Consider the following 22,298-nt stretch of genomic DNA (forward strand, 5'->3'; position numbering starts at 1 on the left):
CCGGGCCTCGCGGCCCCGGCGCATCGGGGCCGCCGGATCGCGCCGGCGGCCTTTTGAACTCAGGGTCCCGAGCGCCGATCAGTGCGGCGCGGAGGCCGAGCCCGATGCGCCCGTCGTCATCGCGGCGGCCGCGGCGGCCAATCCCCAACGGACCAGTCCTTCCGCCTCGTCGGCCGTCCCCGCCTCGGCGTAGCAGCGCAGCTCGGGCGCGTTGCCGGAGGCGCGGAAGTGGATGGTCCGCCCGCCATCGAGCTCCATCCTCACGCCGTCCTGCTCGTCGACGGCGCGCGGCTCGCCGATCGGCCGAACGAAATCCCGCCGGTAGGCCTCCTGGCCGAGCTGCCGCAGGAAGGCGCCGCTCTTCTCGGCCGGCGTGTTGGGCAGGCGGTCGCTCGCGGTCTCACCCACGTTGAGGGACGCGACGAGATCCGCGAGGGACAATCCGGCTTTGCGCGCCGCGGCCAGCGTCGCCAGGATGGGCAGCATCGCATCGCGCGTCGGCAGTGCGGGCAGGGTTCGGCCACCGAGCCTTACGTCCGAGCCGAGCAGGAAGCCGCCATTCGCCTCGAAGCCGACGACGGCTTCGGCGCCCTCCGCCTCCGCCCGGGCCATGCCGGCGATGACGTAGGGCGACCCCACCCGGGTGCGCAGCACGCGCCGGAATCCGCCCGCCTGCTCGATGGCCGAGCCGGCCGTTACGGGCACCACGACGGTATCGACGCCGAGATAGCGTGCCGTGATCAGCCCGAGCACATCCCCCCGCAGGATCCGACCGGCGGCATCCGCAACCAGCGGCCGGTCGGCGTCGCCGTCTGTCGTCACGAGGGCGTCGAATTCGCCGGACGCCATGGCATCGCGGATGAAGGCGATGTCCTCGGGGCGATGGGCCTCCGTGTCGATCGGAACGAAGCGCTCCGCGCGCCCGATCGAGACCACGTCGCCACCCAGCGCCGTGAGCAGTTCGACGAGCAGGTCCCGCGCCACGGAACTCTGCTGGTAGACCGCGATCCGGAGGCCGGCCAGGATGTCGGATGCGAAGGCCTCGCAGTAGCGCTGGCGGTAACGGTCCGTCGCGCCGGGTTCAGGCGTAGCGGGAGCGGCGGGCGCCATGGGGCCTTCCGTGGAGATGTCGCCGAGGGCGGCCAGGATCGCGGCCTCATCGGTCTTGGTGATCTCGCCGTCGGGCCGGTAGAACTTCAGACCGTTCCGGTCCTCCGGGATGTGGCTGCCGGTGACCATCACGGCACAGGCGCCGCGTCGCAGCGCCTCCAGTGCCAAGGCCGGCGTCGGCAGCGCGCCGCAATCGATCGCCGTGAAGCCGGCGCCCGTCGCGGCAGCGGCCACCGTCGCCGCGATGCCGGGGCTGCTGTCGCGCAGGTCCCGCCCGATCACGACGGTTTGGCCGGCGCCGGTCGTCGCGGCAATGGAGCGGAAGAAGGCGCTTGCGTAGGCATAGCTTGGCCACCCCACGAGATCTGTGACCAGCCCGCGCAAACCGCTCGTTCCGAACTTCAAGCTGCTCATGAGATGTCCTGTCAGAGGGGCGCGACACAATGGTGAGGGGGGCGCCACCTGCGCTTCTATAAATAGCCGTCAGCTTTCTCAAATGAATCTCGGTTCGTCGCGGAGGGTCTCGGACGGACGAGGGAAGCTGCGCCGCGGGGACGCTCCGAGACCATTGCCCGAGGAATGCCCTGCGACGGTCGAGGAGGCGGGACACGAGAAATTCCCGCATCCTCCTTTGCCACCGTCGGGCCGGCACCTCTCCGATTCGACGACGACCGGCCTGGCGCCGGTCGTTTCCTAGGGGGCCGCCTCCACTGTCAGCAGCGTGCCCTCCACCCCCGTCACGCGCACCCGCGCACCCAGCGGCGCATCCGGGCCGGTGACGCGCCAGAGGGTGTCGTTGACGCGGATCTGGCCCTCGCCCGCCACGATCGGGGCCGAGAGGAGGTAATCGCGCCCGACCAGCCCCTGGGCGCCCTGGTTCAGGGTGTTGGTTGCCTTGGTCCGCCGGCTCGCCACCACCGCGAAGAGCACGGAGAGGATACCGAAGAGCAGGATCTGCCCCTGCCAGGGCATCGGCACGAGGAGGATCTGCAGCCCCGTCACCAGGGCTGCCAGCCCGAGCCAGAGCAGGAAGACACCGGACGCCACGAGTTCCGTCCCCATCAGCACGAGGCCGATCAGGATCCAGGTCCAGGCGGGTCCGATCGCCTCGACGAACGACGCGATCATCGGACGCTGCCCCCGACATTCGGCGGCAGGCCGGTGCTCTTGCGGGCCGGAGCGCCCTCGCCGAAGACGCTGCGCGTGATCTCGGCTATGCCGCCCAGGGTGCCGGCCAGGGCCGCCGCCTCGATCGGCACAACCACCACGCGCTGGTTCGGCGCCGTGGCGATGGCCTTCAACGCCTCGACGTACTTCTCGGCCACGAGGAAGTTCGCCGCCGCGAGATCGCCCTTGGCGATGGCCTCGCTGACGAGTTGCGTCGCCCGCGCCTCCGCCTCGGCGCCGCGTTCACGGGCTTCCGCATCGCGAAAAGCCGCCTCTTTGCGCCCTTCCGCCTCCAGGATCGCCGATTGCTTGCGTCCCTCCGCTCGCAGGATCTCGGCCTGCCGGTGCCCTTCCGCCTCGAGCACCGAGGCGCGCTTCTCGCGCTCGGCCTTCATCTGGCGCGCCATCGCACCGGCAAGGTCGGCGGGCGGCACGATGTCCTTGATCTCGATGCGGGTCATCTTCACGCCCCAGGGCGAGGCAGCGGCATCCATCACCCGCAGCAGGCGCTCGTTGATCTCGTCGCGATGGGACAGCAGCTGGTCGAGGTCCATCGAGCCGACCACCGTGCGGATGTTGGTCATGGTCAGGGTCATCATCGCGACCTCGAGGTTCGAGACCTCGTAGGAGGCACGGGCCGCATCGAGCACCTGATAGAAGACCACGGCGTCGATCCGCACCCCGGCATTGTCGCGGGTGAAGGCCTCCTGACTCGGCACGTCGATGACCTGTTCCATGACGTTCACCCGCCGGCCGATGCGCTCGACATAGGGGGCGATGAGACCGAGGCCGGATTCCAGGCTGCGGTGGTACTTGCCGAACCGCTCCACCGTGTAGACGTGCCCCTGCGGCACGATGTTGATGCCGATCCCGAGGGTGATGACGACGAGCGCCACGAGAACCACCGCCGCGACGCTCACGCCCACAGAGAAATCCATGCCCCGCCCCCGCGACAATCCCGCCGGCATTGAGACCAGGGGACCGCTGCGACGCAAGGGTGTTTTGTGCGCCGCCGCGCTTTGGATGGGTTCAGGGCGTCAGCGGGACCAGACGCCGAGGCGCTCGGCGCGGGCATGGTCCTCGGCGGCCACGAGGTCGGGCGTCGCCTCGGGGGAGGCGCGGCCGCCGCCGTTGAACAGCACCACCTCCGAGAGGTCGCGCCCGTCCACCGAGCACAGCCGGGCCTCGCTGCCGGCCACCGGCTGGCAGGTCACCGTGCGGCCGGCGAGGTAGCGGGTGAGTTCGTCGGCCTGTCCGCCGCGGACCCACTCGACTCCGAACAGGCGCACGAGCTTGCCGCCGACGCGCAGGGTCGCGGTGTCGATGACTTCGACCGGGCCGCTGAACTCGTTGGCCGAGGCCCGCTTCGGCGGCGGCTCCTCCGGCGCGGCCGGGCTCATGTCGGGAGCGCTCGGTGGCGGCGTGGCCGATGGGGCCTGCGGCCGGGACTGTGCCGGCGCGCCGGTCTCGGCCGGCGCCGTCTCCTGGGGCGTCCGTCCGCCGAGAACGGCAAGCAGCGCCACGAGGGCGGCGGCGCCGAGCCCGATCGGAAGGGCGCGCCGGGACAAGGCGTCCCGCAGCACGTTGCGGTCGCGGGCGACCTCGCCCAGCCGCGACGCGCTGTCGGCGAACCGGCCGCGGGCATAGCCGCCGACCCGCTGCGCTCCCTCCCGGACGCGGCCCGCGACGAGGCCGGCCCGGGTCGGCTCCGCCGGTTCCACCGCGGCGCCGGGCGCGACCGGCTCGGCCGGCGAGGCCTCGGCGCGGCTGCGCCGCAGCGTTGCCAGGCGGTCGGAGACGGACGTGGCGAGGGCGCGGCCCCGGCCGGCCGAACGCGCCATCAGCGACCGGGCGAGGACCGACTGCGTCTCGACGAACCGCGCCGTCGCCGTTCGAAAGTCCTCGGTCGGAACGGGCTCCGGTTCGCGCTCGGGTTCCGGCGCGGGGACCGGCCGGAACAAGGTGGGATGCCGGTCGCGGAGTTCCGCGAGGAGGGCCGACAGGTCCATCGGGACAGGGGCGCCATCCGTCGCGGTGACCTGGCGCGGCGCGCCCGTTCGGTCGACCACGCGGTAACCGGGAGGTTCCGGGCTCGGTACGAGGGCCGCCTCCGCCAGGAGCGCGAGTGTCCGCTCCGCTACCGGATGGGCGCCGGCCTGCGCGACCGCTTCGGCGATGCGGACGCGCAGGGCCTCGCGCTCCGAGGCCGTCCCGTCCTGTCGCGCGTCACCCGGCACCGGCGAGGGTGGATCTCGATCATCCAAGACGCGAACAACTCCGGGTATGACGCACCGATCGCGGCGGGCCGGCCTCAGGCCCCACGCTGAGCACCCGCTATAGCGCTCTGGGGCCCGGCACCATAGCGGCGCAGGACGCGGCTCGATTCCGCGACGATGAGCGGGCGTTCCCCGGCGAAGCTGATGGTGAGGGTGAGCTCCGAGACGCCTTGGGAGCGAACGCCGCGGACCGGATTGTCGGCGCGGAAATCGAAGGTGGTGTTCACGATACAGGTTGCACTGGCGGCGTTGCAGGCCGTCCGGGTGGCGCCGCCCTGCGCCTCGTAGCGCCGCTCGGGCCAGCGCCGGACGAAGCGTCGCTTCTCGGCGATGAGCGCGGCCAGCGACAGAGTCCGGCCGTGAAAACGAACGCGCTCGGCATAGAACCGGGGTGCGGCGGCCACCATCGCGTCGCCGGGCGCCGAGACGCTGTCGAGGTAGCGGTCGGTCAGGCGTGTCGCGGCAACGGCCCATTCGGGGAAGCGGGCCTCGGAAGCCGCCACCGGCGGCGCCATCGGCGTGGGGGTGTCGGCGAGCCGCGGACGGATGTGGAGGCGCTCCGGCACGGTGCTCCGCATCGGGGAGCGGCGTCCCTCGGCGGAGGAACCGGCGACGCGCCGCCGGTGCGAGGCCATCGGGGTCCGCTCGGAGACCGCCGGGTCCTGGGGCGCCTGACTCTCGGCCTGGATCCTCGCCGGCGCGGGCGCCTCCACAGCGGGTTTTTCGGCAACAGGTTTCTCGCCCGACGGCTTCTCGCCGATGATCTTGCCTGAACCCGGGGTCTCGGCCTGGCGCGCCGGGGGATCGACCCAGCCCGGGCGCGACTGCGCCTCCGCCGTCCCCAGGGACAGCGCCGTGCCCACCAGGGCGACCGAGGATGCGAGGGCGAGGCGGACCTGCGCCAATCGGACGAGGCTGGTTCGGTGGAAGACTGGACCGTGGCGCATGGGATCATCACCGAGGTCGCGGCCGGGGTTTCGGAAAGGCGCGTGCGGGACCGATCGACCGGTGTGAAACGTCGGGTGTGCCCGCTAAGTTTCCCTGAATGCGCGCGCAACGTTGCGGCCCGGGTTCTCGACCTGTGGAGGATCGCGAGGATTGCGGGGACGCATCAGGGCGCCGACTCTTGTGCCGGCCGGCTCTTGTCATTGCCAAGCCTGAACCCACCTTGTGGTGCGGGTCCGGGCCCCTCTGGCGGTCGAGGCGTTGACCGTGATGTCGGACCCTTCCATGCTTTTGCGCTGACGCGGCGCGAACGCACCGGAGGGTGTCGAACCTCATGGTCCCTCGTAGTCTTCCGCCCGATCCGGTCCGGCCCGATCAGAACCGATCCGGAGGACCACGATGAGCGCGCTCGCCCGGAAGGCGCTCCTCCTCGTCAATCCGAAGGCCCGCAACGGCAGCTTCTCCCTGGACGAGGTGCGCGAGGTCCTGCGTGCCGGTGGCATCGAGCCGTTCGAGCCACCGGGCGACGCCGATTGCACCGCCGTCATCAAGCGCCATGCGCCGGGCTGCGACCTCGTCATTCTCGGCGGCGGCGATGGCACGCTCAATGCGGCCGCGCCCGCCCTGGTGGAGACGGGGTTGCCCCTGGGTATCCTGCCCCTCGGCACGGCCAACGATCTCGCCCGCTCCCTCGGCCTGCCCGTCGACCCTGTGGAGGCCGCCCGCCTCATCACCAGCGCGGAGGCGCGCCCGGCCGATCTCGGCTGCGTCAACGGACACTACTACTTCAACGTCGCCAGCATCGGGTTCTCGGCGGACCTCGCCGGCGACCTCACGGCGGAATCGAAGAAGACCTGGGGCACCCTCGGCTACGGCATCGCGGCGGTTCGCGTCCTCCGGCGGATGCGGCCCTTCACCGTCTATATCGAGCATGATGGGCAGACCGAGACCGTGCGCACCATCCAGGTCTCGGTGGGCAATGGCCGCCACTACGGCGGCGGCATGACCGTGGAGGAGACGGCCACCGTCGACGACGGCAAGCTCGACTTCTACAGCCTGGAGGTCGCTCATTGGTGGCGGCTGCTGATGCTGCTGCCAGCCCTGCGCAGGGGCACCCAGGGCAAGGCGGCCGACGTGCGGGCCTTCAGCACTACCGAGATCGTGGTCAAGACCAAGAAGCCGCGGCCGGTGAACACCGATGGCGAGTTGTCGACGTATACGCCGGCCCACTTCAAGGTCCTGCCGAAGGCGGTGCGGATCTTCAGCCCAGCGCCGGCCGAACGGTCCGGTGCAGCTTCGAGCGGCGCCGGCCTCACGGCCTGAACCCTGCCAAATCCGGGGCCGGAACCGGCCCTTTCCCTCTTCACGCCTGCTCCCGGCGCGACGCCGCTCGTGGAGCGACCCTGACCGACGAAACGAGGCCCACGTGGACAGCCTGCTTCAACTCGCCAGCGATCCCACCGCCTGGGTGGCCCTCGCCACCCTGGTGGTGATGGAGGTCGTGCTCGGCATCGACAACCTCATCTTCATCTCGATCCTGACGAACAAGCTTCCGCCCGACGACCAGCAGAAGGCGCGGCGCATCGGCATCGGCCTCGCCCTGATCCTGCGCCTGGGCCTCCTCGCCACCATCGCGTACATCGTTGCCCTGACGCAGCCGGTCTTCGAGGTGTTCGGCAAGGGCTTCTCGTGGCGCGACCTCATCCTCATCGCCGGCGGCCTGTTCCTGCTGTGGAAAGCCACGAAGGAGATCCACCACTCCGTCGACCCGGAGCCGGAGGCGCCCGGGAGCAGCGCCGTGCGGCTCGGCTTCGCTGCGGCCATCGGCCAGATCCTCGTCCTCGACCTCGTGTTCTCCATCGACAGCATCATCACGGCGGTGGGCATGACCGAGCACGTACCGATCATGGTGATCGCCGTCGTCACCGCCGTGACCGTGATGCTGCTGGCCGCCGATCCGCTGTCGCGCTTCATCGCCGCCAATCCGACGGTGGTGATGCTGGCGCTGGGATTCCTGATCATGATCGGCATGACGCTGATCGCCGAGGGCTTCGGCGCCCACGTGCCGAAGGGCTACATCTACACCGCCATGGCTTTCTCGGCCGGCGTGGAGGGGCTGAACATGCTGGCCCGGCGCCGCAAGCGGAGCCAGGCCGGAACGGCGACCAGGCGCTGATGCGCCATGGTTAACGTTTCACGGGAAAACTGATGACGAGGCCCGGCCGCATGATCGGCCGGGCCTCATCGCATCCAACTGCGTCACGCCAGCGGTAGACCAGTTCCCAATGCATTGGCGCGGCTGGCCGCGGTTAGCCGAAACCGGTCTGGCCGGTACGATCGTCGCGGTCGAACACGCTGTAGACGTTGGCTCGAAACCTGGCCGGTCCCGCTATGGCGCTGCCCTGCCCTGTTCCGATGTCAGCGCCCGCGACGCTCGACTGATCAAGCTAGACACTCCGTTCCTGGGCCGTTGCCGAGCCGGAGAGGAGGGCTACGGTCAGCAACCGAATGACGCTCAGGAATGCGGACCAATTGGATGGAAAAAGCACGATTCCCGGCATTCCGGCACCCGGTCGCAAGAGAAACCTTCTTGTTTCTAAAGGTTTACAGAATCTGGAAAACTACAGCACAGGCTCCCGCGCGGCAGCTTCCTCGCGGGCGCAGATCGCTTGGTCCGGGGCCGGGCCGCCCGCGCCCACGAGCTTGGCGAGCTCCGCGCGCGCCTTCTCCAGGTCGGCCCGGAAGCCGGCATCCCCCTGAAGCGCAGCGAAGACCGCGCTGGCAGCGGTGCGTCCGGCCTCGATGTCGCTGGCCCAGTGCAGGCCGCAGACGATGCGGCTCTCGCCGTAGGAGCGGGCGCGGACGAAGAACTGCGTCGCCTTCTCGGGCATCAGGGCCGCCATGATCGCCGCATAGGTCCAGGCCTGCGTCGCGTGGCTCGACGGGAAGCTGAAGGCGTTGCCGAGGTCGCCCGTGCGCATCACGCAGATTTCCGCATCGTTGCCGACGAAGGGGCGCAGGCGGCGGTAATGCAGTTTCGGTCCCCGCGTGGCCTGAGCGATGTCGAGGCGCGCGCGCTCCAGCAAGGTCATCAGGGCGGGCGCCCGCGACTGCTCGATGCGCTGACCGATGACGCAGGCGAAATCGTCGAGGATCGCCGAAGCGCCATCGGCCACGTCGGTGGTGGCCAGCGCCCAGCGCGGGGTGCCTTTCAGGGCGCGTGTGGCGACGAAGGCCGCCTTGTCCGCGGCCTCGGCCGCCGATTGACCCCGGGGCGGCGCGCCGAGGATCGCCACGGTATCGGGCGCCTGCGCTTCGGAGAGGTAGGGCATGCGGGCCGGCTTGCCCGGCGTCAGCGGCGCGACGCCGACGGCGGGAGCCGAGGCCGGCTTCTGCGCCGCTTCCTGGGCCAGAACCCGCAGGGGGACGACTCCGATCGGCGCGACCGCGAGGAACATCAGGATCTGGGACAGGCGGGCCATCGGCGTCTCGGTGTCAGAGGGCAGCACAGAGCAGGTGTCGCAGGAGTATAGAACTCCTTTACAACAAGCCTATGGCAGGCCTCATCTGAACGCTGACGGAACTGCCTCCAGTGTTTCCCTTAGTGCAGGCAGGATTTCGACAGAAATCTGGTTTCTCCGTTTCTGCCGGGGCGCGGGTCGGTCACGACGAGCGATCCGCCGCGCCCGGGAAGGCACGACGGATCGAGCGGTGCGTGATCCGATCCGGCCGGAGCCGGGTTCAGAGCTTCGTCGCGGTTCGGCCTGCGAGGCTGCGCGCCGCGGTTTCGAGCCCGGCATGATCGCGACCGCCGCTGAGGGCGTAGGCCGAGTGGCCGGCAGTCCAATAGGCCGTCTCGCCGTCGCCGGGGCTCGTGACCTCGCTCGGAGCGACATGACCCTCGAGGCTGCGCGTGGCAAAGAGCGAGACTTCGCCGAGCTTGCCGGCGTCGATCATCACCTCGATGCCGGTGCCGTTCCGGGCCGGCACGACCTGCAGGTCCCGGACCGTCCAGTCGGCCGGCAGGTCGGGCAGCGCGATGCCGGTGGCGGCCGCGATGCCGGCGCGGTCGTAGGCCTGGGCCTGGTCGCCCCGCTGCGCGGCGATGCGGGCGCGGACCTGCGCCGCCTCGCGGGCGTGGCGGGCATCGGCCACCAGGGCCGGATCGACGGGCGAGGCGAACGTGTCCGGCACGCCGAGGAAGGGGCCGTCCGAATGGGCGAGCCAGCCGGTACCGACGAGCAGCGCGATCACCGCGGCCCGACGCAGTCGGTCGCCGAACCGGCGCCAGGCCAGGGTCCGGTCGAGGCGGCGCGCGGCGGCCCGATTGCGCTCAGGTCCGAGGCCCGGCAGGGCGGCGAAGGCCTGCCGCAGGGCGTCTCGGTCGTGCAGCTCGGCCATGATCTGCGCCGCGGTCTCGGGGTTGCGCGCCAGATGCGCCTCCACGTCCAGGCGGCGCAGGCCGTCGAGCTGCCCGTCCACGAAGGCAATGAGGTCGTTTTCCGTGATCGGATCGATCATCGCGGTCTGTTCCATGGCGTCGGCTCCGGTCAAATACAGGGGGCGCGTCCCCGGACAAGGAGTCCCGGCCGCGCGAGGGACGGATCGGCCCGCGTGGGCGCTCCGTCCCGGTCTTCGAAAGCGTCAGGGGTCGCCGACGGCCCGGCGCGGCGCGGCGTCCACATCGTCCTGGGAGACAAGGCGCAGGCGGGGCCGCTCGGCGGCGAGTCTCTGGCGCCGCTCCGCGACGCCACCTCCCTGGCGCTCGCCCTCCTCGAAGGCCCGCAGGGCGGCCCGGCCCCGACCGAGGCGCGACATCAGCGTGCCGATGGGAATCCCGAGCACGGCCGCCGCATCCGCGTAGGCCATTCCTTCCAGGGTGACGAGGTGAAGGGCCGCGCGCTGCTCCTCCGGCAGAGTGAGGAAGGCGCGCCGGATCTGTGCGAGCCGCACCTGCGCTTCCTGGGCCGGAGGCGCCATCTCCTCGCTCATCTGGACCAGCGTGTCGGCGTGGCGGGCCTCGACCCGTTTCCGGCGCTGCTCGTCGATGAAGACGTTGTGCAGCACCGTCATCATCCAGGTGCGCAGATTGGTGTTCGGCCGGGCCGCCTGACCCGATTCGAGAGCCCGCACCAGGGCGTCGTGCACGAGGTCGTCGGCCCTGAGGGTATCGCGCGTCAGGGCCCGCGCGTAGCGCCGGAGCGGTACGAGCAGGTCGACGATGGCGGTGGGGCCGGGCCGGTTCGGTTCGGTCGTCATAGGAGCATCAACGCACGAACCGGTGGTCTTAATCCAGCCGGTCCATGCGCGCGCGCATCAGCGGTAGGTCGCCTGGAGGTCGAGGGTACAGGTCCGGCCGATCTGATCGTAGTTCTCCGCGATCCAGGCCTGCGCCGCGCCCCGGCCCTTGTCGCGCAGACGCTCGAACACCCGCCAGCGGGCATCGAGGCGCGAGGAGGCCTGGTACTCGTCGAGGGCCCCCGTGCCGTCGATGCGGTGGACGTATTGCGACTGGTACTCGCCCCGACCGAGAACCCCTTCGGCGATGAGGTGATCGACGAAGTCGATGGCCCGCAGCTCGCGCATCAGATTGGCGTTGAAGGTGATCTCGTTGAGCCGGTCCTGGATCTCCTGGGGCGTGCGCGGGGTCTCGCGGCGCTCCACCGGGTTGATCTGCACCAGGACGATGTCGCGGGTCTCGGCACCGCGATAGAGCGGGTAGAGCGGCGGATTGCCGAGGTAACCGCCATCCCAGTACGGGACGCCGTCGATCTCCACCGCCTGGAACACGGTCGGCAGGCAGGCTGAGGCCATGAGGTGGTCGACGTTGAGGGCCTCGCGCTCGAACACCGCGAGCTTGCCGGTCCAGACGTTGGTGGCGGAGACGAAGACCGCCGCCGTCTCGGCCGCGCGCAGACGATCGAAATCCACCTGCGCGGCCAGCACCTTGCGCAGGGGATTGTAGTTCAACGGGTTCGACGTGTAGGGGCTGGTCTTCAGGGCCCGACCCCAGAACTCGGCGATGGGGTTGTTCGACCAGAACTCGAACAGGCCGCTGAAGGCGCGGCGCTGGGCCGGCCACAGATCACCGTCGAGGCTGACCTCGCGCCAGAACCGCGCCAGGGCGCTGCGGGCGCCCTCGGGACCATTCTCGAGCCAGCCGTCGACCATCACGACGGCGTTCATCGCCCCGGCGCTGGCGCCGGTGATCGCCTCGAAGCCGAGGCGCCCGTCCTCGATCAGGGCGTCGAGCACGCCCCAGGTGAAGGCCCCGTGGGCGCCGCCGCCCTGCAGGGCGAGGGCCACCGTCTTCTCCGCCCGCGGTCCCGCCATCACGCGGGTCCCGGCGGCCGGCTGCATTCGCAGGTCCCGTTCGACGGGGACGTCGATGAGCGAATCGACCGGTGGTTCCTGATGCGGATCGAGCATGCGGATCTCCCGAGGCTGATGCTGCACCGCAATATATGGTGCCGCAAGGCCACAAACAGGCCGGAACGCGCAGCGGTTCCCTGTCCGTCACGCAGCCCTGCCTCCCGGACCAGTCCGGAAACTCGACATCGTCGCCCGGATGGGACATGGGAGGAGCCGAATACGATCAGCGCGTTCGCCGTGCCGTCCGGGATGCCGGGTGACGCAGCGGACTTGACGCCCGCCCGCCGTCATCTCAGCTAAACGATCGAGGGCGTAGAGTTCGCGGCATCGGAACGCCGCCACCCGGCCCGGACCGGCCGGGTAGCGGCTCCCGGCCGCCGGCGGACGTTCCTCGGAGCGCACAGTCAACGATGGACATCATGGACGCGACCCCCGTCAACCCGATCAGCGGCACCGGCCCCGAGATCGCAGGCCCGAGCCCCCGGCACCGTACGGTCGGCGTCACCATCGGGTCCGGCGAAGGTGCGGTCACGGTGGGCGGCGGCGCGCCGATCGTCGTCCAGTCGATGACCAACACCGACACCGCCGACATCGACGGCACCGTGGCCCAGGTGGCCCAGTTGGCACGGGCCGGCTCGGAGCTCGTCCGCATCACCGTCGACCGCGACGAGGCCGCGGCCGCCGTGCCGAAAATCCGCGAGCGCCTCGACCGCATCGGCGTGCACGTGCCGCTGGTGGGTGACTTCCACTACATCGGTCACAAGCTCCTCTCCGACCATCCGGCCTGCGCCGAGGCGCTGGCCAAGTACCGGATCAACCCGGGCAATGTCGGCTTCAAGGAGAAGAAGGACACGCAGTTCTCGACCATCATCGAGCAGGCGATCCGCTACGACAAGACCGTGCGCATCGGCGCGAACTGGGGCTCCCTCGACGAGGCCCTGCTCACCCACCTGATGGACGAGAACGCCCGCTCGCCCCGGCCCATCGACGCCCGCGCGGTGATGCGTGAGGCCATGGTGCAGTCGGCTCTCACCTCGGCCGAGCGCGCCGTGGAACTGGGCCTGTCCAAGGACAAGATCATCCTCTCGGCCAAGGTCTCGGCGGTGCAGGATCTCATCGCGGTCTACCGCGAGGTGGCGCGCCGCTCGGACTTCGCCATCCATCTCGGCCTCACCGAGGCGGGCATGGGCTCGAAGGGCCTGGTGGCCGCATCCGCCGCCATCGGCGTGCTGCTGCAGGAAGGGATCGGCGACACGATCCGCTACTCGCTGACCCCCGAGCCGGGCGGCGACCGCACGGTGGAGGTGAAGGCCGCCCAGGAACTCCTGCAGACCATGGGCTTCCGCACATTCGTGCCCCTCGTGGCCGCCTGCCCGGGCTGCGGCCGCACCACCTCGACCACGTTCCAGGAGCTCGCCCGCGACATCCAGAGCTGGATCGTCAACTCGATGCCGGAATGGAAGAAGGCCTATCCGGGCGTCGAAGGCCTCAACGTCGCGGTGATGGGCTGCATCGTGAACGGTCCCGGCGAATCGAAGCATGCCGATATCGGCATTTCCCTGCCGGGTACCGGCGAGACCCCGACGGCCCCGGTCTTCATCGACGGCAAGAAGGCCATGACCCTGCGCGGGCCGACCCTCGCCAAGGACTTCGAGACCGTGGTCACCGACTACATCGAGCGGCGCTTCGGCTCCGGCGCCCGTACCGCCGCCGAGTAACGAACGCCACAGGACGGCGCGAGCTCCTGTGACGGAACGGCGGCCTTCGGTGAGGTTGCCGTTCTCGCATGCTGCGCCGCATGATAGCGTGAACGCAATCGTCCCTCGCCGCCCGACGCCGTCGGGACGGCCCCGGCGTTCCCGCGCGCGGCCTGAAGCCGCGCCGCGAGACGTTGGGCTCGCAACGAGCCTCGATCGAGCCGAATGACGCAGACCGCCCCTTCGAGCGCGCCCGCCGCCAAGTCCGAGGGAGCCGGCAGCCCGCCCGGCCTCGCCGACGGGGCCGCCGAGACCGCGCGCGCCCACGCGCCCGCGAGCCTCGGGACCCTCATCCTCGGCTCCATCGGCGTCGTCTACGGCGATATCGGGACGAGTCCGCTCTACGCCTTCCGCGAGGCGCTCGTCTCCGCGCGCGCCGACGGCATCCTCCTACGCGAGGAAGTCCTCGGCGTCGCCTCGCTGATCCTGTGGGCGCTCGTCCTCATCGTCACCATCAAGTACGTCGTCATCCTGATGCGGATGGACAACAACGGCGAGGGCGGCATCCTCTCGCTGATGGCGCTCGCCCGCACCGCGCTGGGCGGCTCCCGCGTGGTGTTCATGTTCGGCCTGCTGGGCGCCTCCCTGTTCTACGGCGACGCGATCATCACGCCGGCGATCTCGGTGCTCTCGGCGGTGGAGGGATTGAAACTCGTCACCCCGGCCTTCGAAGCCTACGTGCTGCCGATCACCATCGCGATCATCGTACCGCTGTTCCTCATCCAGGTGCGGGGCACCAGCAAGGTGGCGTCCTTCTTCGGGCCGGTCATGGCGGTGTGGTTCGGCGCGATGGCGCTGGCCGCCCTGCCCCACATCATCGCCAACACCGACGTGTTCTGGGCCCTGAACCCGTACTATGCGGTCCATTATCTCCTCGGACACGGGACCGGCGCCCTGGTGGCCCTCGGCGCGGTGTTCCTGGCCGTGACCGGGGCCGAGGCGCTGTTCGCCGATCTCGGCCATTTCGGGCGCCGGCCGATCCAGATCGCCTGGCTCGGCCTCGTCGGCCCCTGCCTCGTGCTGAATTATTTCGGTCAGGCGGCCCTGGTCCTGTCGAAGCCCGACACCACCGATCCGTTCTTCCAGCTCGTCCCCGAATGGGGCCTGCTGCCGATGGTGCTGCTGGCCACCGCCGCCACCGTCACGGCGAGCCAGGCGGTGATCACCGGTGCCTTCTCCCTGTCGCGCCAGGCGATTCAGCTCGGCCTGCTGCCGCGCCTCGAGATCCGCCACACCTCCGAATCGCATTCGGGCCAGATCTACCTGCCGCAGATCAATGCCCTGCTCATGGTCGGCGTGGTGATCCTGGCCGTGCTGTTCCGCTCCTCGGCGGCCTTGGCCTCGGCCTACGGCATCGCCGTGACGGGCACGATGCTGATCACCGCGAGCCTCGCCTTCCTGGTGCTGTGGAAGACCTGGAAGTGGTCGCCCTGGGCCGCCGGCCTCGCGATCCTGCCCTTCGCGGCGGTGGAGTTCCTGTTCCTGCTGTCGAACATGCTGAAGGTGTTCGAGGGCGGCTACGTGCCCCTGCTCTTCGCGGGCGCCCTGATCGTCATGATGTGGACCTGGGTGCGCGGGGTGGGCATCCTCATCAACAAGACGCGCAAGACCGACGTGCCGCTGACCGAGCTCGTCAGCATGCTGGAGAAGAGCCCGCCGCACCACGTGCGCGGCACGGCTGTGTTCCTCACCAGCGATCCCTACATCGCCCCCGCCGCCCTGCTGCACAATCTCAAGCACAACAAGGTGCTGCACGAGAAGAACGTGGTGCTCACCGTCGAGACCGTGGACACGCCCCGGGCCGCGGAAGCCGACCGCATCCACATCGAGCCGATCGGCCCGCACTTCCACAAGGTCGTGATGAAGTTCGGCTACATGGAGACGCCGAACATCCCCCGGACCCTGACGCTGCTGCGCAAGCAGGGCTTCAAGTTCGACATCATGGCGACCTCGTTCTTCCTGTCGCGCCGCTCGATCCGGCCGGCCGCCCATTCGGGCATGCCCCTGTGGCAGGACCGGATCTTCATCACCCTGGCCAAGAACGCCAACGACGCCACGGACTTCTTCCAGATCCCCACCGGCCGCGTGGTCGAGGTGGGGACCCAGGTCACCGTTTAGGGAAGGCTCCGAAGGCGGGGGCCCGATCCGATGTGACCGCGGTGACCGGATCAGCGGGCTTCGAAGCGTCGCGCCGGGCTCATGCCACGACCGATGGCGGCGACGCCCCGGCTTCGGCCGGTCGGCCCGGCGCGGGCTCGCGGATCCCGCCGCGCAGCGCCAGATCGATGGGCTCGTCGAGGAAGGGCAGCGGCGCGGCGGCCTTCCGATGCGTGGAACGCCCGTAATAGGCCCTGAGCAGCGGCGTCCGATCGAGGAGATGGGCCTCGACGCGGTCGTTCAGGCGTCCGACCGGACCCGTCAGCGCATCGAAGCTCCCGGTGAGGCTGCGGACAAGTGCGCGCGTGCACGCCGTGGCGAGGCGGGCGACCGGACGAAGAATGCTCATCGTGACCTGCGGTGAAGGGAAGGCCCGATGGGAAGTAGGGCGACGGTCCTGCCGATCCCCGCGACCGAAAGCGGCACGCGGGGTGCTGGAACCGGAGGCGGATCAGGATCCCGTCGGCGGCGCGATTCGCTCTTTAGAGGGCCGGCTCACGGCCTCGGCAGGTTGAGGACGGGCGGCGGGATCAGCGGCTCTGGGGCCAGGGCGGCCGGCGTCAGGGCGACGCGGCTGCGGGAGGGCTTCGTCGCCTTGGCGGCGGGATCGGTCTTCTCCTCGGTGGCCCGCGCCGTGCGGATCGGAGCCGCGCGCGCGCTCGGCGCTGACGCGGCCGGTGTCACGGGAGCGGGGGCCGTCACGGCCGAGGCGGGGGCCGACGGAACGGAAGCCGGGGCACCAACCACGGGCATCGTCGGCGCCGCGGGGGCCTGGGCGGATGCGAAGGCGAGGGCGGTCGCCGGGACCGGCGGCTCGGCCTGCACGACGGCGCCGGGCTTGCGCTTCTCGTAGAAGGCGTTGCCGCCGGCCACCGCCACGTAGTGCATGTTGTTGTAGGGGAAGCGCAGGCCGGCGGTGTGGAAGTACATCGCCCGACCGACCTTGGGATGGCGCTGGCCGTCGAGGACGGCATCCGTGACCTCGGCGACCTTCTGGAGACTCTTCTCGTCCATCTTCTTCGTCAGGACGCCGGGGGCGAATTGCCGGGGCTGGCCGACCACGGCGCAGATCCCGCCATTGGGGAAGGCGGCGGCCTCGAGCCGGTTCATCACCACCGTGCCGACGGCGAGCAGGCCTTCGGAGTCACTGCGATTGGACTCGAAGTACATCGCCCGGCCAAGGCAGTCGCGCTCCTCGTCGGTGACAGACACCGGCTTGGCTGCGATCGTCGAACCGGTCGACGTAGGTGCACCCGCATAGGTATTGCAACCACCGAGAGCCGGAACCACCAGGAGTAGACCAAGTAGAGGGAGCGTCATCGCCGATCGGATGTCCTGCATGCCGCCTTGTCCCACTCCCACAAGCGTATCCATTAGGCTTGACCACCAAATGGGTTCGTTTTCGGGCAGAGGCGGCAATTCCGAGGCGGCGGGTCAGGCCTCGCGGTCGTAGCGGAACGCGTCCGCGACCCGCGGCATCCCGATCCGATCGTAGAAGGTGACGGCACCGGGGGCGGCCGTCAGCAGGAGCGAGGCCTGGGGCCCGACCGCCGCGCGGGTGGCCGCGATCAGACCCTGGCCGATCCGGAGGCCCTGGACCGAGCGGCTCACGGCCAGGTCGGAGAGGTAGGCGCAGAACACGAAATCGGTGAGCGTGCGCGCGACCCCGACGAGGTCGCCGTCCCGCCGGGCGGTGACCACGAGGTCGGCCTGCGCCAGCATCCGTGCGAGGCGCGGCAGGTCGTCGGCCGGGCGGCGCGCCGCGAGACCCGATTCGATCAGGACGCGGCGGAATTCCGCCGCGTCGAGGCCGGGCTCGATGCCGTAGGCGACGTCCGGCACGCTCAGGCCGTCAGCGTCCCATGGCAGTGCTTGTACTTCTTGCCCGAGCCGCAGGGGCACGGCTCGTTGCGCCCGACGCGGCCCCAGGTGGAGGAATCGTCCGGGTTACGCTCGAGAACGGCCGTGTCCGTGGCCATCTCGCGGGCGGCGTAGCCATAGGCGGGTCCCCCGCCTCCGTCGCTGCCGGAGCCGTGGCCCGCCATCTCGTTCTCGCCGGTGACGGGATCGAGGTGCTGGGCGAACATCGGCGGCAGGCCGGGCTGGGCGAAGGGATTGTCGGCGCCCTCCGCGGGCGGCTCCTCGTACATGATCTCGATGCGCGAGAGCTGCTGCGTCACCTGCTCGCGCAGGGCGGCGACCAGGCTGTTGAACAGCTCGAAGGCCTCGGACTTGTACTCGTTGAGGGGATCGCGCTGGGCGACGCCGCGCCAGCCCACCACCTGGCGCAGGTGGTCGAGGGTGACGAGGTGCTCGCGCCAGAGGTGATCGAGGGTCTGCAGGAGCACCTGCTTCTCGACATAGGTCATCACCTCGGGCGTGTTCTTCTCGGTACGTTGGGCATAGGCCTCGTCGGCGGCCTGCCGCAGGCGGTCGCGCATCTCCTCGTCGGCGATGCCCTCCTCCTTGGCCCAGTCTTCCACCGGCACGCCGAGGTTGAGTACGGTCTGGACCCGCTCGCGCAGGCCCTCGATGTCCCACTGCTCGGCATAGGCGTTCTCGGGCACGTGCACGGCGACGAGGTCGTCGACGACGCCGTGGCGCATCTCGTCCACGGTCTCGCGCACGCTCTCCTGGCCCATGAAGTCGCGGCGCTGCTCGAACACGACCTTGCGCTGGTCGTTCATGACGTTGTCGTACTTGAGCACGTTCTTGCGCATGTCGAAGTTGCGCGCCTCGACCTTCTGCTGCGCCTTCTCGATGGCCTTGTTGATCCAGGGGTGGATGATCGCCTCGCCCTGCTCCAGGCCGAGACGGGTCAGCATGCCGTCCATGCGGTCGGATCCGAAGATCCGCATCAGGTCGTCCTGGAGCGACAGGTAGAACTTCGAGCGGCCGGGATCGCCCTGGCGTCCGGAGCGGCCGCGCAGCTGGTTGTCGATGCGGCGCGATTCGTGGCGCTCGGTGCCGATGATGTAGAGGCCGCCCGGCAGGGCGACCTTGCGGCCCGCGGCCGGATCGGCCGGCTCGCCTGAGGCCAGGACCTTGTCGCGGTTCTCGGCGATCTCGGCCTTGATCGCCTCGATCTTCGCGTCGCGCTCCGGACCCTCGGGCACGCCCGCAACCTCTTTCTCCACCCGCATCTCGACGTTGCCGCCGAGTTTGATGTCGGTGCCGCGGCCAGCCATGTTGGTCGCGATGGTGATGGCGCCGGGCACGCCGGCCTCGGCGACGATGTATGCCTCCTGCTCGTGGAAGCGGGCGTTCAGCACGGCGAAGCGCTTCGTCACCCGGCCCTCGCGGGCGGCGGCGTAGACGTCGGTCAGGGCATTGGGATCCGAGTAGTCGAGCTGGCGGAAGCCCGCCTTGACCAGCATCTCGGCGAGATGCTGCGACTTCTCGATCGAGCCGGTACCGACCAGGATCGGCTGGTGGCGGGCATGCGCCTTCTCGATCTCGGCGATGATGCCGTCGTACTTCTCGCCCACTGTCCGGTAGACCTCGTCGTCCTCGTCGACGCGCTCGACTTCCTTGTTGGTCGGAATGTCGACGACCTCGAGCTTGTAGATCTCGGCGAACTCGTCCGCCTCGGTGGAGGCGGTGCCGGTCATGCCGGCGAGCTTGGAATAGAGGCGGAAGTAGTTCTGGAAGGTGATCGAGGCCAGCGTCTGGTTCTCGGGCTGGATCGTCACCCGCTCCTTGGCCTCCAGGGCCTGGTGCAGGCCTTCCGAGTAGCGCCGGCCCTGCATCATGCGGCCGGTGAACTCGTCGATGATCACCACCTCGTCGTTCTTGACGATGTAATCCTTGTCCAGGGTGAACAGGGTGTGGGCGCGCAGCGCCAGGTTCACGTGATGGACCAGCGAGACGTTGTGCGCGTCGTAGAGATCGCCTTCCTTCAGAAGGTCCGCGCCGCGCAGGAGATCCTCGACGAATTCGTTGCCGCTCTCGGTCAGCGAGACCGTGCGCTGCTTCTCGTCGAGGTCGTAATGCTCGCGCTCCAGGTGGGGCATCAGGGCATCGACGGAGACGTAGAGCTCGGAACGGTCGTCCACCGGGCCTGAGATGATGAGCGGGGTCCGCGCCTCGTCGATCAGGATCGAATCGACCTCGTCCACGATCGCGTAGTTATGCCCGCGCTGCGAGAGCTGCGAGAGCTCGTACTTCATGTTGTCGCGCAGGTAGTCGAACCCGAACTCGTTGTTGGTGCCGTAGGTGATGTCGCAGGCGTAGGCCTCCTTCCGCTGCTCGTCGTCGAGACCGTGCACGATGGTGCCGACGGTGAGTCCGAGGAAGCGGTAGACCCGGCCCATCCATTCCGCGTCGCGGGCGGCGAGGTAGTCGTTCACGGTGACGACGTGGACGCCGAGGCCCGAGAGGGCGTTGAGGTAGACCGGCAGGGTCGCCACCAGGGTCTTGCCCTCGCCGGTGCGCATCTCGGCGATGCCGCTCTCGTGCAGAACCATGCCGCCGATGAGCTGGACGTCGAAGTGGCGCTGGCCGAGCACGCGCTTGGCAGCCTCGCGCACGGTGGCGAAGGCGGGCACGAGGATGTCGTCGAGGGTCTTGCCGGCGGCGAGCTCGGCCTTCAGCATGGTGGTGCGGGCGCGCAGGTCGTCGTCCGAGAGCGCGGCGACCTGCGGCTCCAGGGCGTTGATCTCGGCCACACGGGGACGATAGCCCTTCACGCGCCGGTCGTTGGACGAGCCGAAAATCTTCTTGGCGAGGGCACCGAGCATCGTGAACCTACGGTCGATCGAAAAGTCTGAAGGCGAATGTTGGCCGGGCTTATAGAGGTAAACACGGGCCGGCGCATCCGAAAGAGCCGCCCCGGCCTCAACGGCCGGAAGCGGGATGCGGCGGGGCCTGCGCAGAGCGGGCGGACGATGCCGCGCGCCCGAGCGGGCGGCAGCCGACGTCGCACACAAACGCGGTACGGCTCCGTTTCGATCCGGCGCGCGATGACCGGGCTCGACGGCCCGCTGTCAGTTGATGACGCAGAAACCGGCGCCGGCGCCGACCACCCGCCGGGGCTCACATCCCATCTCGGCGGTCCGGAGCTCGCGGGGCGCCCGAGGACTCGCGGCGAGTAAGGGCATCACCCGGCGCAGGCCGGGATCGCGCGCTCCGGGAGCGGGGTCGAGGCGGGGCCGGGACACCGACGCCGCGGCGCCGCCGGAGGACACGAGGACGACGCCTCCGGCCTGTCCGCCGCGCGCGCCACCACGGAACCCGCGCCCCCGCGCCTCGGCCTCGCCTGCCAGGCCGACGATCAGGGCGAGCACGGCCGCTCCGACGACGAGACCTCCCCGCATCGTGATCTCCTCGACGATTGGACCGGGTGAGGCTAGGCGGACCGGCTTAACGACGCCTCTCGGGAACCCGTCGCATTCGCCGAGACCCCGCCCTTGGATTCGACCGTTCCGCGCCACGACCGTGCTTGCCATCGGCGCCCGCACGCGCCACCTGATGTCGCGGCAAAACCGCGGCTTCCGGCCGCCCGTCTCTCTCGACCGCCCCATGCGACGACCTCCGGCCGGCCTGCGCCGGGACGCGGGCGGCGCTCCCAAGGACGCCTCCATGACGATGATCAAGTCCCTCTCGCGCCCCGGCCTCCTGCCCACGGGTCTCCTGCGCACGGGCGCCGTCGCCCTGGCCCTGAGCCTGCCGCTGGCCTCCGCACGGGCGCAGGCCCCCGCCGCCGCGCCGGCCGCACCCGCGGCTCCGGCCGCCCCGGTGGCCCCCGAGACCGTGGTGGCGAAGGTGAACGGGGCGCCGATCACGGCGGGCGATCTCGCCATCGCGGCGGAGGATCCGGCCCTGTCGCTGCCAGGGGTCGACGACGCCCAGAAGAAGTCCCTGCTCGTCGACTACATGATCGACCTCAAGGTCGGGGCCCAGGCGGCGGAGGCCGCCAAGGTCGGTGATTCGCCGGACTTCCAGCGCAAGCTCGCCTACTTCAAAGACAAGCTCCTCCTCGACGAGTACCTGGAGCGGGAGGCCAAGAAGGCGGCGACACCGGAGGCGGCCAAGGCTCTCTACGACCAGACCGTCAAGGCGATGAAGCCCGAGGAGGAGGTGCATGCCCGCCACATCCTCGTGGAGAGCGAGGACGAGGCCAAGAAGATCGCCGCGCGCATCAAGGGCGGCGAGGATTTCGCCCGGGTCGCGGCCGAGGTGTCGAAGGATCCCGGCTCGAAGACCGAGGGCGGCGATCTCGGCTGGTTCACGAAGGAGCGCATGGTCGCCCCCTTCGCCGAGGCCGCCTTCAAGATGAGCCCGGGCCAGGTCTCCGATCCGGTCAAGACCCAGTTCGGCTGGCACGTGATCAAGCTCGAGGAGAAGCGCACGAAGCCGGTCCCGACCTTCGACGAGATGAGGGAGCAGGTGGACCAGTACCTCACCCGCAAGGCGCAGCAGGACCTGATCCTCAAGCTGCGCGAGGGCGCCAAGATCGACCGCACGGCCGCGGCCCCCGCCGTGGCGCCCGCGCCCGCCCAGAAGGCGCCGTAAC

At 69.9% G+C, this 22,298-nt stretch carries 19 protein-coding genes; 5 read left to right on the top strand and 14 right to left on the bottom strand.

All coding sequences use genetic code 11. The features are described from left to right. Positions 1-78: 78 nt before the first annotated feature. From AC0IWM_RS14070 to AC0IWM_RS14090, 5 genes are all read right to left on the bottom strand, one after another. Positions 79-1,524 (bottom strand): phosphomannomutase, encoded by a 1,446-nt coding sequence (locus AC0IWM_RS14070; RefSeq protein WP_471755938.1) that lies wholly within the window; start codon positions 1,522-1,524, stop codon positions 79-81. Positions 1,525-1,803: 279 nt separating this feature from the next. Further along, a complete protein-coding gene (locus AC0IWM_RS14075; RefSeq protein ID WP_471755940.1) occupies positions 1,804-2,238 on the bottom strand; it encodes an NfeD family protein in 435 nt (144 codons plus the stop codon). Continuing rightward, entirely contained in the window at positions 2,235-3,215 is a 981-nt protein-coding gene (locus AC0IWM_RS14080; RefSeq protein ID WP_471755942.1) for an SPFH domain-containing protein, read from the bottom strand. Before AC0IWM_RS14080 ends, AC0IWM_RS14075 begins: the two co-directional genes overlap by 4 nt. Before the next feature lie 99 nt (positions 3,216-3,314). Further along, complete coding sequence (locus AC0IWM_RS14085) at positions 3,315-4,541, bottom strand: thermonuclease family protein (RefSeq protein WP_471755944.1); 1,227 nt, start codon at positions 4,539-4,541, stop codon at positions 3,315-3,317. Between the two features lie 47 nt (positions 4,542-4,588). Beyond that, a complete protein-coding gene (locus AC0IWM_RS14090; protein ID WP_471755946.1) occupies positions 4,589-5,500 on the bottom strand; it encodes a hypothetical protein in 912 nt (303 codons plus the stop codon). A 397-nt stretch (positions 5,501-5,897) separates the two neighbouring features. Here AC0IWM_RS14090 and AC0IWM_RS14095 point away from each other — a divergent pair, with 397 nt between their 5' ends. Continuing rightward, a complete protein-coding gene (locus tag AC0IWM_RS14095; RefSeq protein WP_471755948.1) occupies positions 5,898-6,821 on the top strand; it encodes a lipid kinase in 924 nt (307 codons plus the stop codon). Between the two features lie 103 nt (positions 6,822-6,924). Further along, positions 6,925-7,674 (top strand): TerC family protein, encoded by a 750-nt coding sequence (locus tag AC0IWM_RS14100; RefSeq protein ID WP_471755950.1) that lies wholly within the window; start codon positions 6,925-6,927, stop codon positions 7,672-7,674. Positions 7,675-8,119: 445 nt separating this feature from the next. Here AC0IWM_RS14100 and AC0IWM_RS14105 read toward each other — a convergent pair whose 3' ends face one another. The 4 genes from AC0IWM_RS14105 to AC0IWM_RS14120 form a co-directional block, all read right to left on the bottom strand. Continuing rightward, the gene (locus tag AC0IWM_RS14105) at positions 8,120-8,980 is read right to left on the bottom strand and encodes an acid phosphatase (RefSeq protein ID WP_471755952.1); all 861 of its coding nucleotides are present in this window, start codon (positions 8,978-8,980) and stop codon (positions 8,120-8,122) included. 259 nt (positions 8,981-9,239) lie between these two features. Continuing rightward, complete coding sequence (locus AC0IWM_RS14110) at positions 9,240-10,019, bottom strand: anti-sigma factor family protein (RefSeq protein WP_471756154.1); 780 nt, start codon at positions 10,017-10,019, stop codon at positions 9,240-9,242. 123 nt (positions 10,020-10,142) lie between these two features. Further along, positions 10,143-10,757: a sigma-70 family RNA polymerase sigma factor gene (locus AC0IWM_RS14115; protein ID WP_471755954.1), complete on the bottom strand. Its 615-nt coding sequence runs from the start codon at positions 10,755-10,757 to the stop codon at positions 10,143-10,145. Positions 10,758-10,814: 57 nt separating this feature from the next. Then, positions 10,815-11,927, bottom strand: coding sequence for a patatin-like phospholipase family protein (locus AC0IWM_RS14120; protein ID WP_471755956.1), 1,113 nt, complete (start codon positions 11,925-11,927; stop codon positions 10,815-10,817). Positions 11,928-12,280: 353 nt separating this feature from the next. On the opposite strand from AC0IWM_RS14120, the gene ispG reads away from it, so the two are divergent. Together ispG and AC0IWM_RS14130 are read left to right on the top strand one after the other, a co-directional pair. Then, positions 12,281-13,588 (top strand): flavodoxin-dependent (E)-4-hydroxy-3-methylbut-2-enyl-diphosphate synthase, encoded by a 1,308-nt coding sequence (gene ispG, locus AC0IWM_RS14125; protein WP_056476481.1) that lies wholly within the window; start codon positions 12,281-12,283, stop codon positions 13,586-13,588. A gap of 204 nt (positions 13,589-13,792) precedes the next feature. Then, on the top strand, positions 13,793-15,745 hold the full coding sequence (locus AC0IWM_RS14130; protein WP_471755958.1) for a potassium transporter Kup: 1,953 nt from the start codon (positions 13,793-13,795) through the stop codon (positions 15,743-15,745). A 79-nt stretch (positions 15,746-15,824) separates the two neighbouring features. Here AC0IWM_RS14130 and AC0IWM_RS14135 read toward each other — a convergent pair whose 3' ends face one another. The 5 genes from AC0IWM_RS14135 to AC0IWM_RS14155 form a co-directional block, all read right to left on the bottom strand. Next, on the bottom strand, positions 15,825-16,133 hold the full coding sequence (locus AC0IWM_RS14135) for a hypothetical protein (RefSeq protein ID WP_471755960.1): 309 nt from the start codon (positions 16,131-16,133) through the stop codon (positions 15,825-15,827). Positions 16,134-16,279: 146 nt separating this feature from the next. Next, positions 16,280-16,996 carry a cell wall hydrolase gene (locus AC0IWM_RS14140; protein WP_471755962.1) on the bottom strand — a complete coding sequence of 239 codons (717 nt, stop codon included), beginning with the start codon at positions 16,994-16,996 and terminating at the stop codon, positions 16,280-16,282. A 222-nt stretch (positions 16,997-17,218) separates the two neighbouring features. Further along, positions 17,219-17,632: a GNAT family N-acetyltransferase gene (locus AC0IWM_RS14145; protein WP_471756156.1), complete on the bottom strand. Its 414-nt coding sequence runs from the start codon at positions 17,630-17,632 to the stop codon at positions 17,219-17,221. Then, the gene (gene secA / locus AC0IWM_RS14150; protein ID WP_471755964.1) at positions 17,629-20,523 is read right to left on the bottom strand and encodes a preprotein translocase subunit SecA; all 2,895 of its coding nucleotides are present in this window, start codon (positions 20,521-20,523) and stop codon (positions 17,629-17,631) included. Before secA ends, AC0IWM_RS14145 begins: the two co-directional genes overlap by 4 nt. 246 nt (positions 20,524-20,769) lie before the next feature. After that, positions 20,770-21,099, bottom strand: a complete 330-nt coding sequence (locus AC0IWM_RS14155; protein WP_471755966.1) for a hypothetical protein — start codon at positions 21,097-21,099, stop codon at positions 20,770-20,772. 271 nt (positions 21,100-21,370) lie between these two features. On the opposite strand from AC0IWM_RS14155, the gene AC0IWM_RS14160 reads away from it, so the two are divergent. Next, complete coding sequence (locus AC0IWM_RS14160) at positions 21,371-22,297, top strand: peptidylprolyl isomerase (RefSeq protein WP_471756158.1); 927 nt, start codon at positions 21,371-21,373, stop codon at positions 22,295-22,297. Position 22,298 lies beyond the last annotated feature (1 nt).

The organism is Methylobacterium sp. AC433, from assembly GCF_979253015.1.

Coding starts and splice junctions, on each gene's coding strand:
- AC0IWM_RS14070 (WP_471755938.1), bottom strand. CDS start 1,524: ATGAGCAGCTTGAAGTTCGGAACGAGCGGTTTGCGCGGGCTGGTCACA.
- AC0IWM_RS14075 (WP_471755940.1), bottom strand. CDS start 2,238: ATGATCGCGTCGTTCGTCGAGGCGATCGGACCCGCCTGGACCTGGATC.
- AC0IWM_RS14080 (WP_471755942.1), bottom strand. CDS start 3,215: ATGGATTTCTCTGTGGGCGTGAGCGTCGCGGCGGTGGTTCTCGTGGCG.
- AC0IWM_RS14090 (WP_471755946.1), bottom strand. CDS start 5,500: ATGCGCCACGGTCCAGTCTTCCACCGAACCAGCCTCGTCCGATTGGCG.
- AC0IWM_RS14095 (WP_471755948.1), top strand. CDS start 5,898: ATGAGCGCGCTCGCCCGGAAGGCGCTCCTCCTCGTCAATCCGAAGGCC.
- AC0IWM_RS14105 (WP_471755952.1), bottom strand. CDS start 8,980: ATGGCCCGCCTGTCCCAGATCCTGATGTTCCTCGCGGTCGCGCCGATC.
- AC0IWM_RS14110 (WP_471756154.1), bottom strand. CDS start 10,019: ATGATCGATCCGATCACGGAAAACGACCTCATTGCCTTCGTGGACGGG.
- AC0IWM_RS14115 (WP_471755954.1), bottom strand. CDS start 10,757: ATGACGACCGAACCGAACCGGCCCGGCCCCACCGCCATCGTCGACCTG.
- AC0IWM_RS14120 (WP_471755956.1), bottom strand. CDS start 11,927: ATGCTCGATCCGCATCAGGAACCACCGGTCGATTCGCTCATCGACGTC.
- ispG (WP_056476481.1), top strand. CDS start 12,281: ATGGACATCATGGACGCGACCCCCGTCAACCCGATCAGCGGCACCGGC.
- AC0IWM_RS14130 (WP_471755958.1), top strand. CDS start 13,793: ATGACGCAGACCGCCCCTTCGAGCGCGCCCGCCGCCAAGTCCGAGGGA.
- AC0IWM_RS14135 (WP_471755960.1), bottom strand. CDS start 16,133: ATGAGCATTCTTCGTCCGGTCGCCCGCCTCGCCACGGCGTGCACGCGC.
- secA (WP_471755964.1), bottom strand. CDS start 20,523: ATGCTCGGTGCCCTCGCCAAGAAGATTTTCGGCTCGTCCAACGACCGG.
- AC0IWM_RS14155 (WP_471755966.1), bottom strand. CDS start 21,099: ATGCGGGGAGGTCTCGTCGTCGGAGCGGCCGTGCTCGCCCTGATCGTC.
- AC0IWM_RS14160 (WP_471756158.1), top strand. CDS start 21,371: ATGATCAAGTCCCTCTCGCGCCCCGGCCTCCTGCCCACGGGTCTCCTG.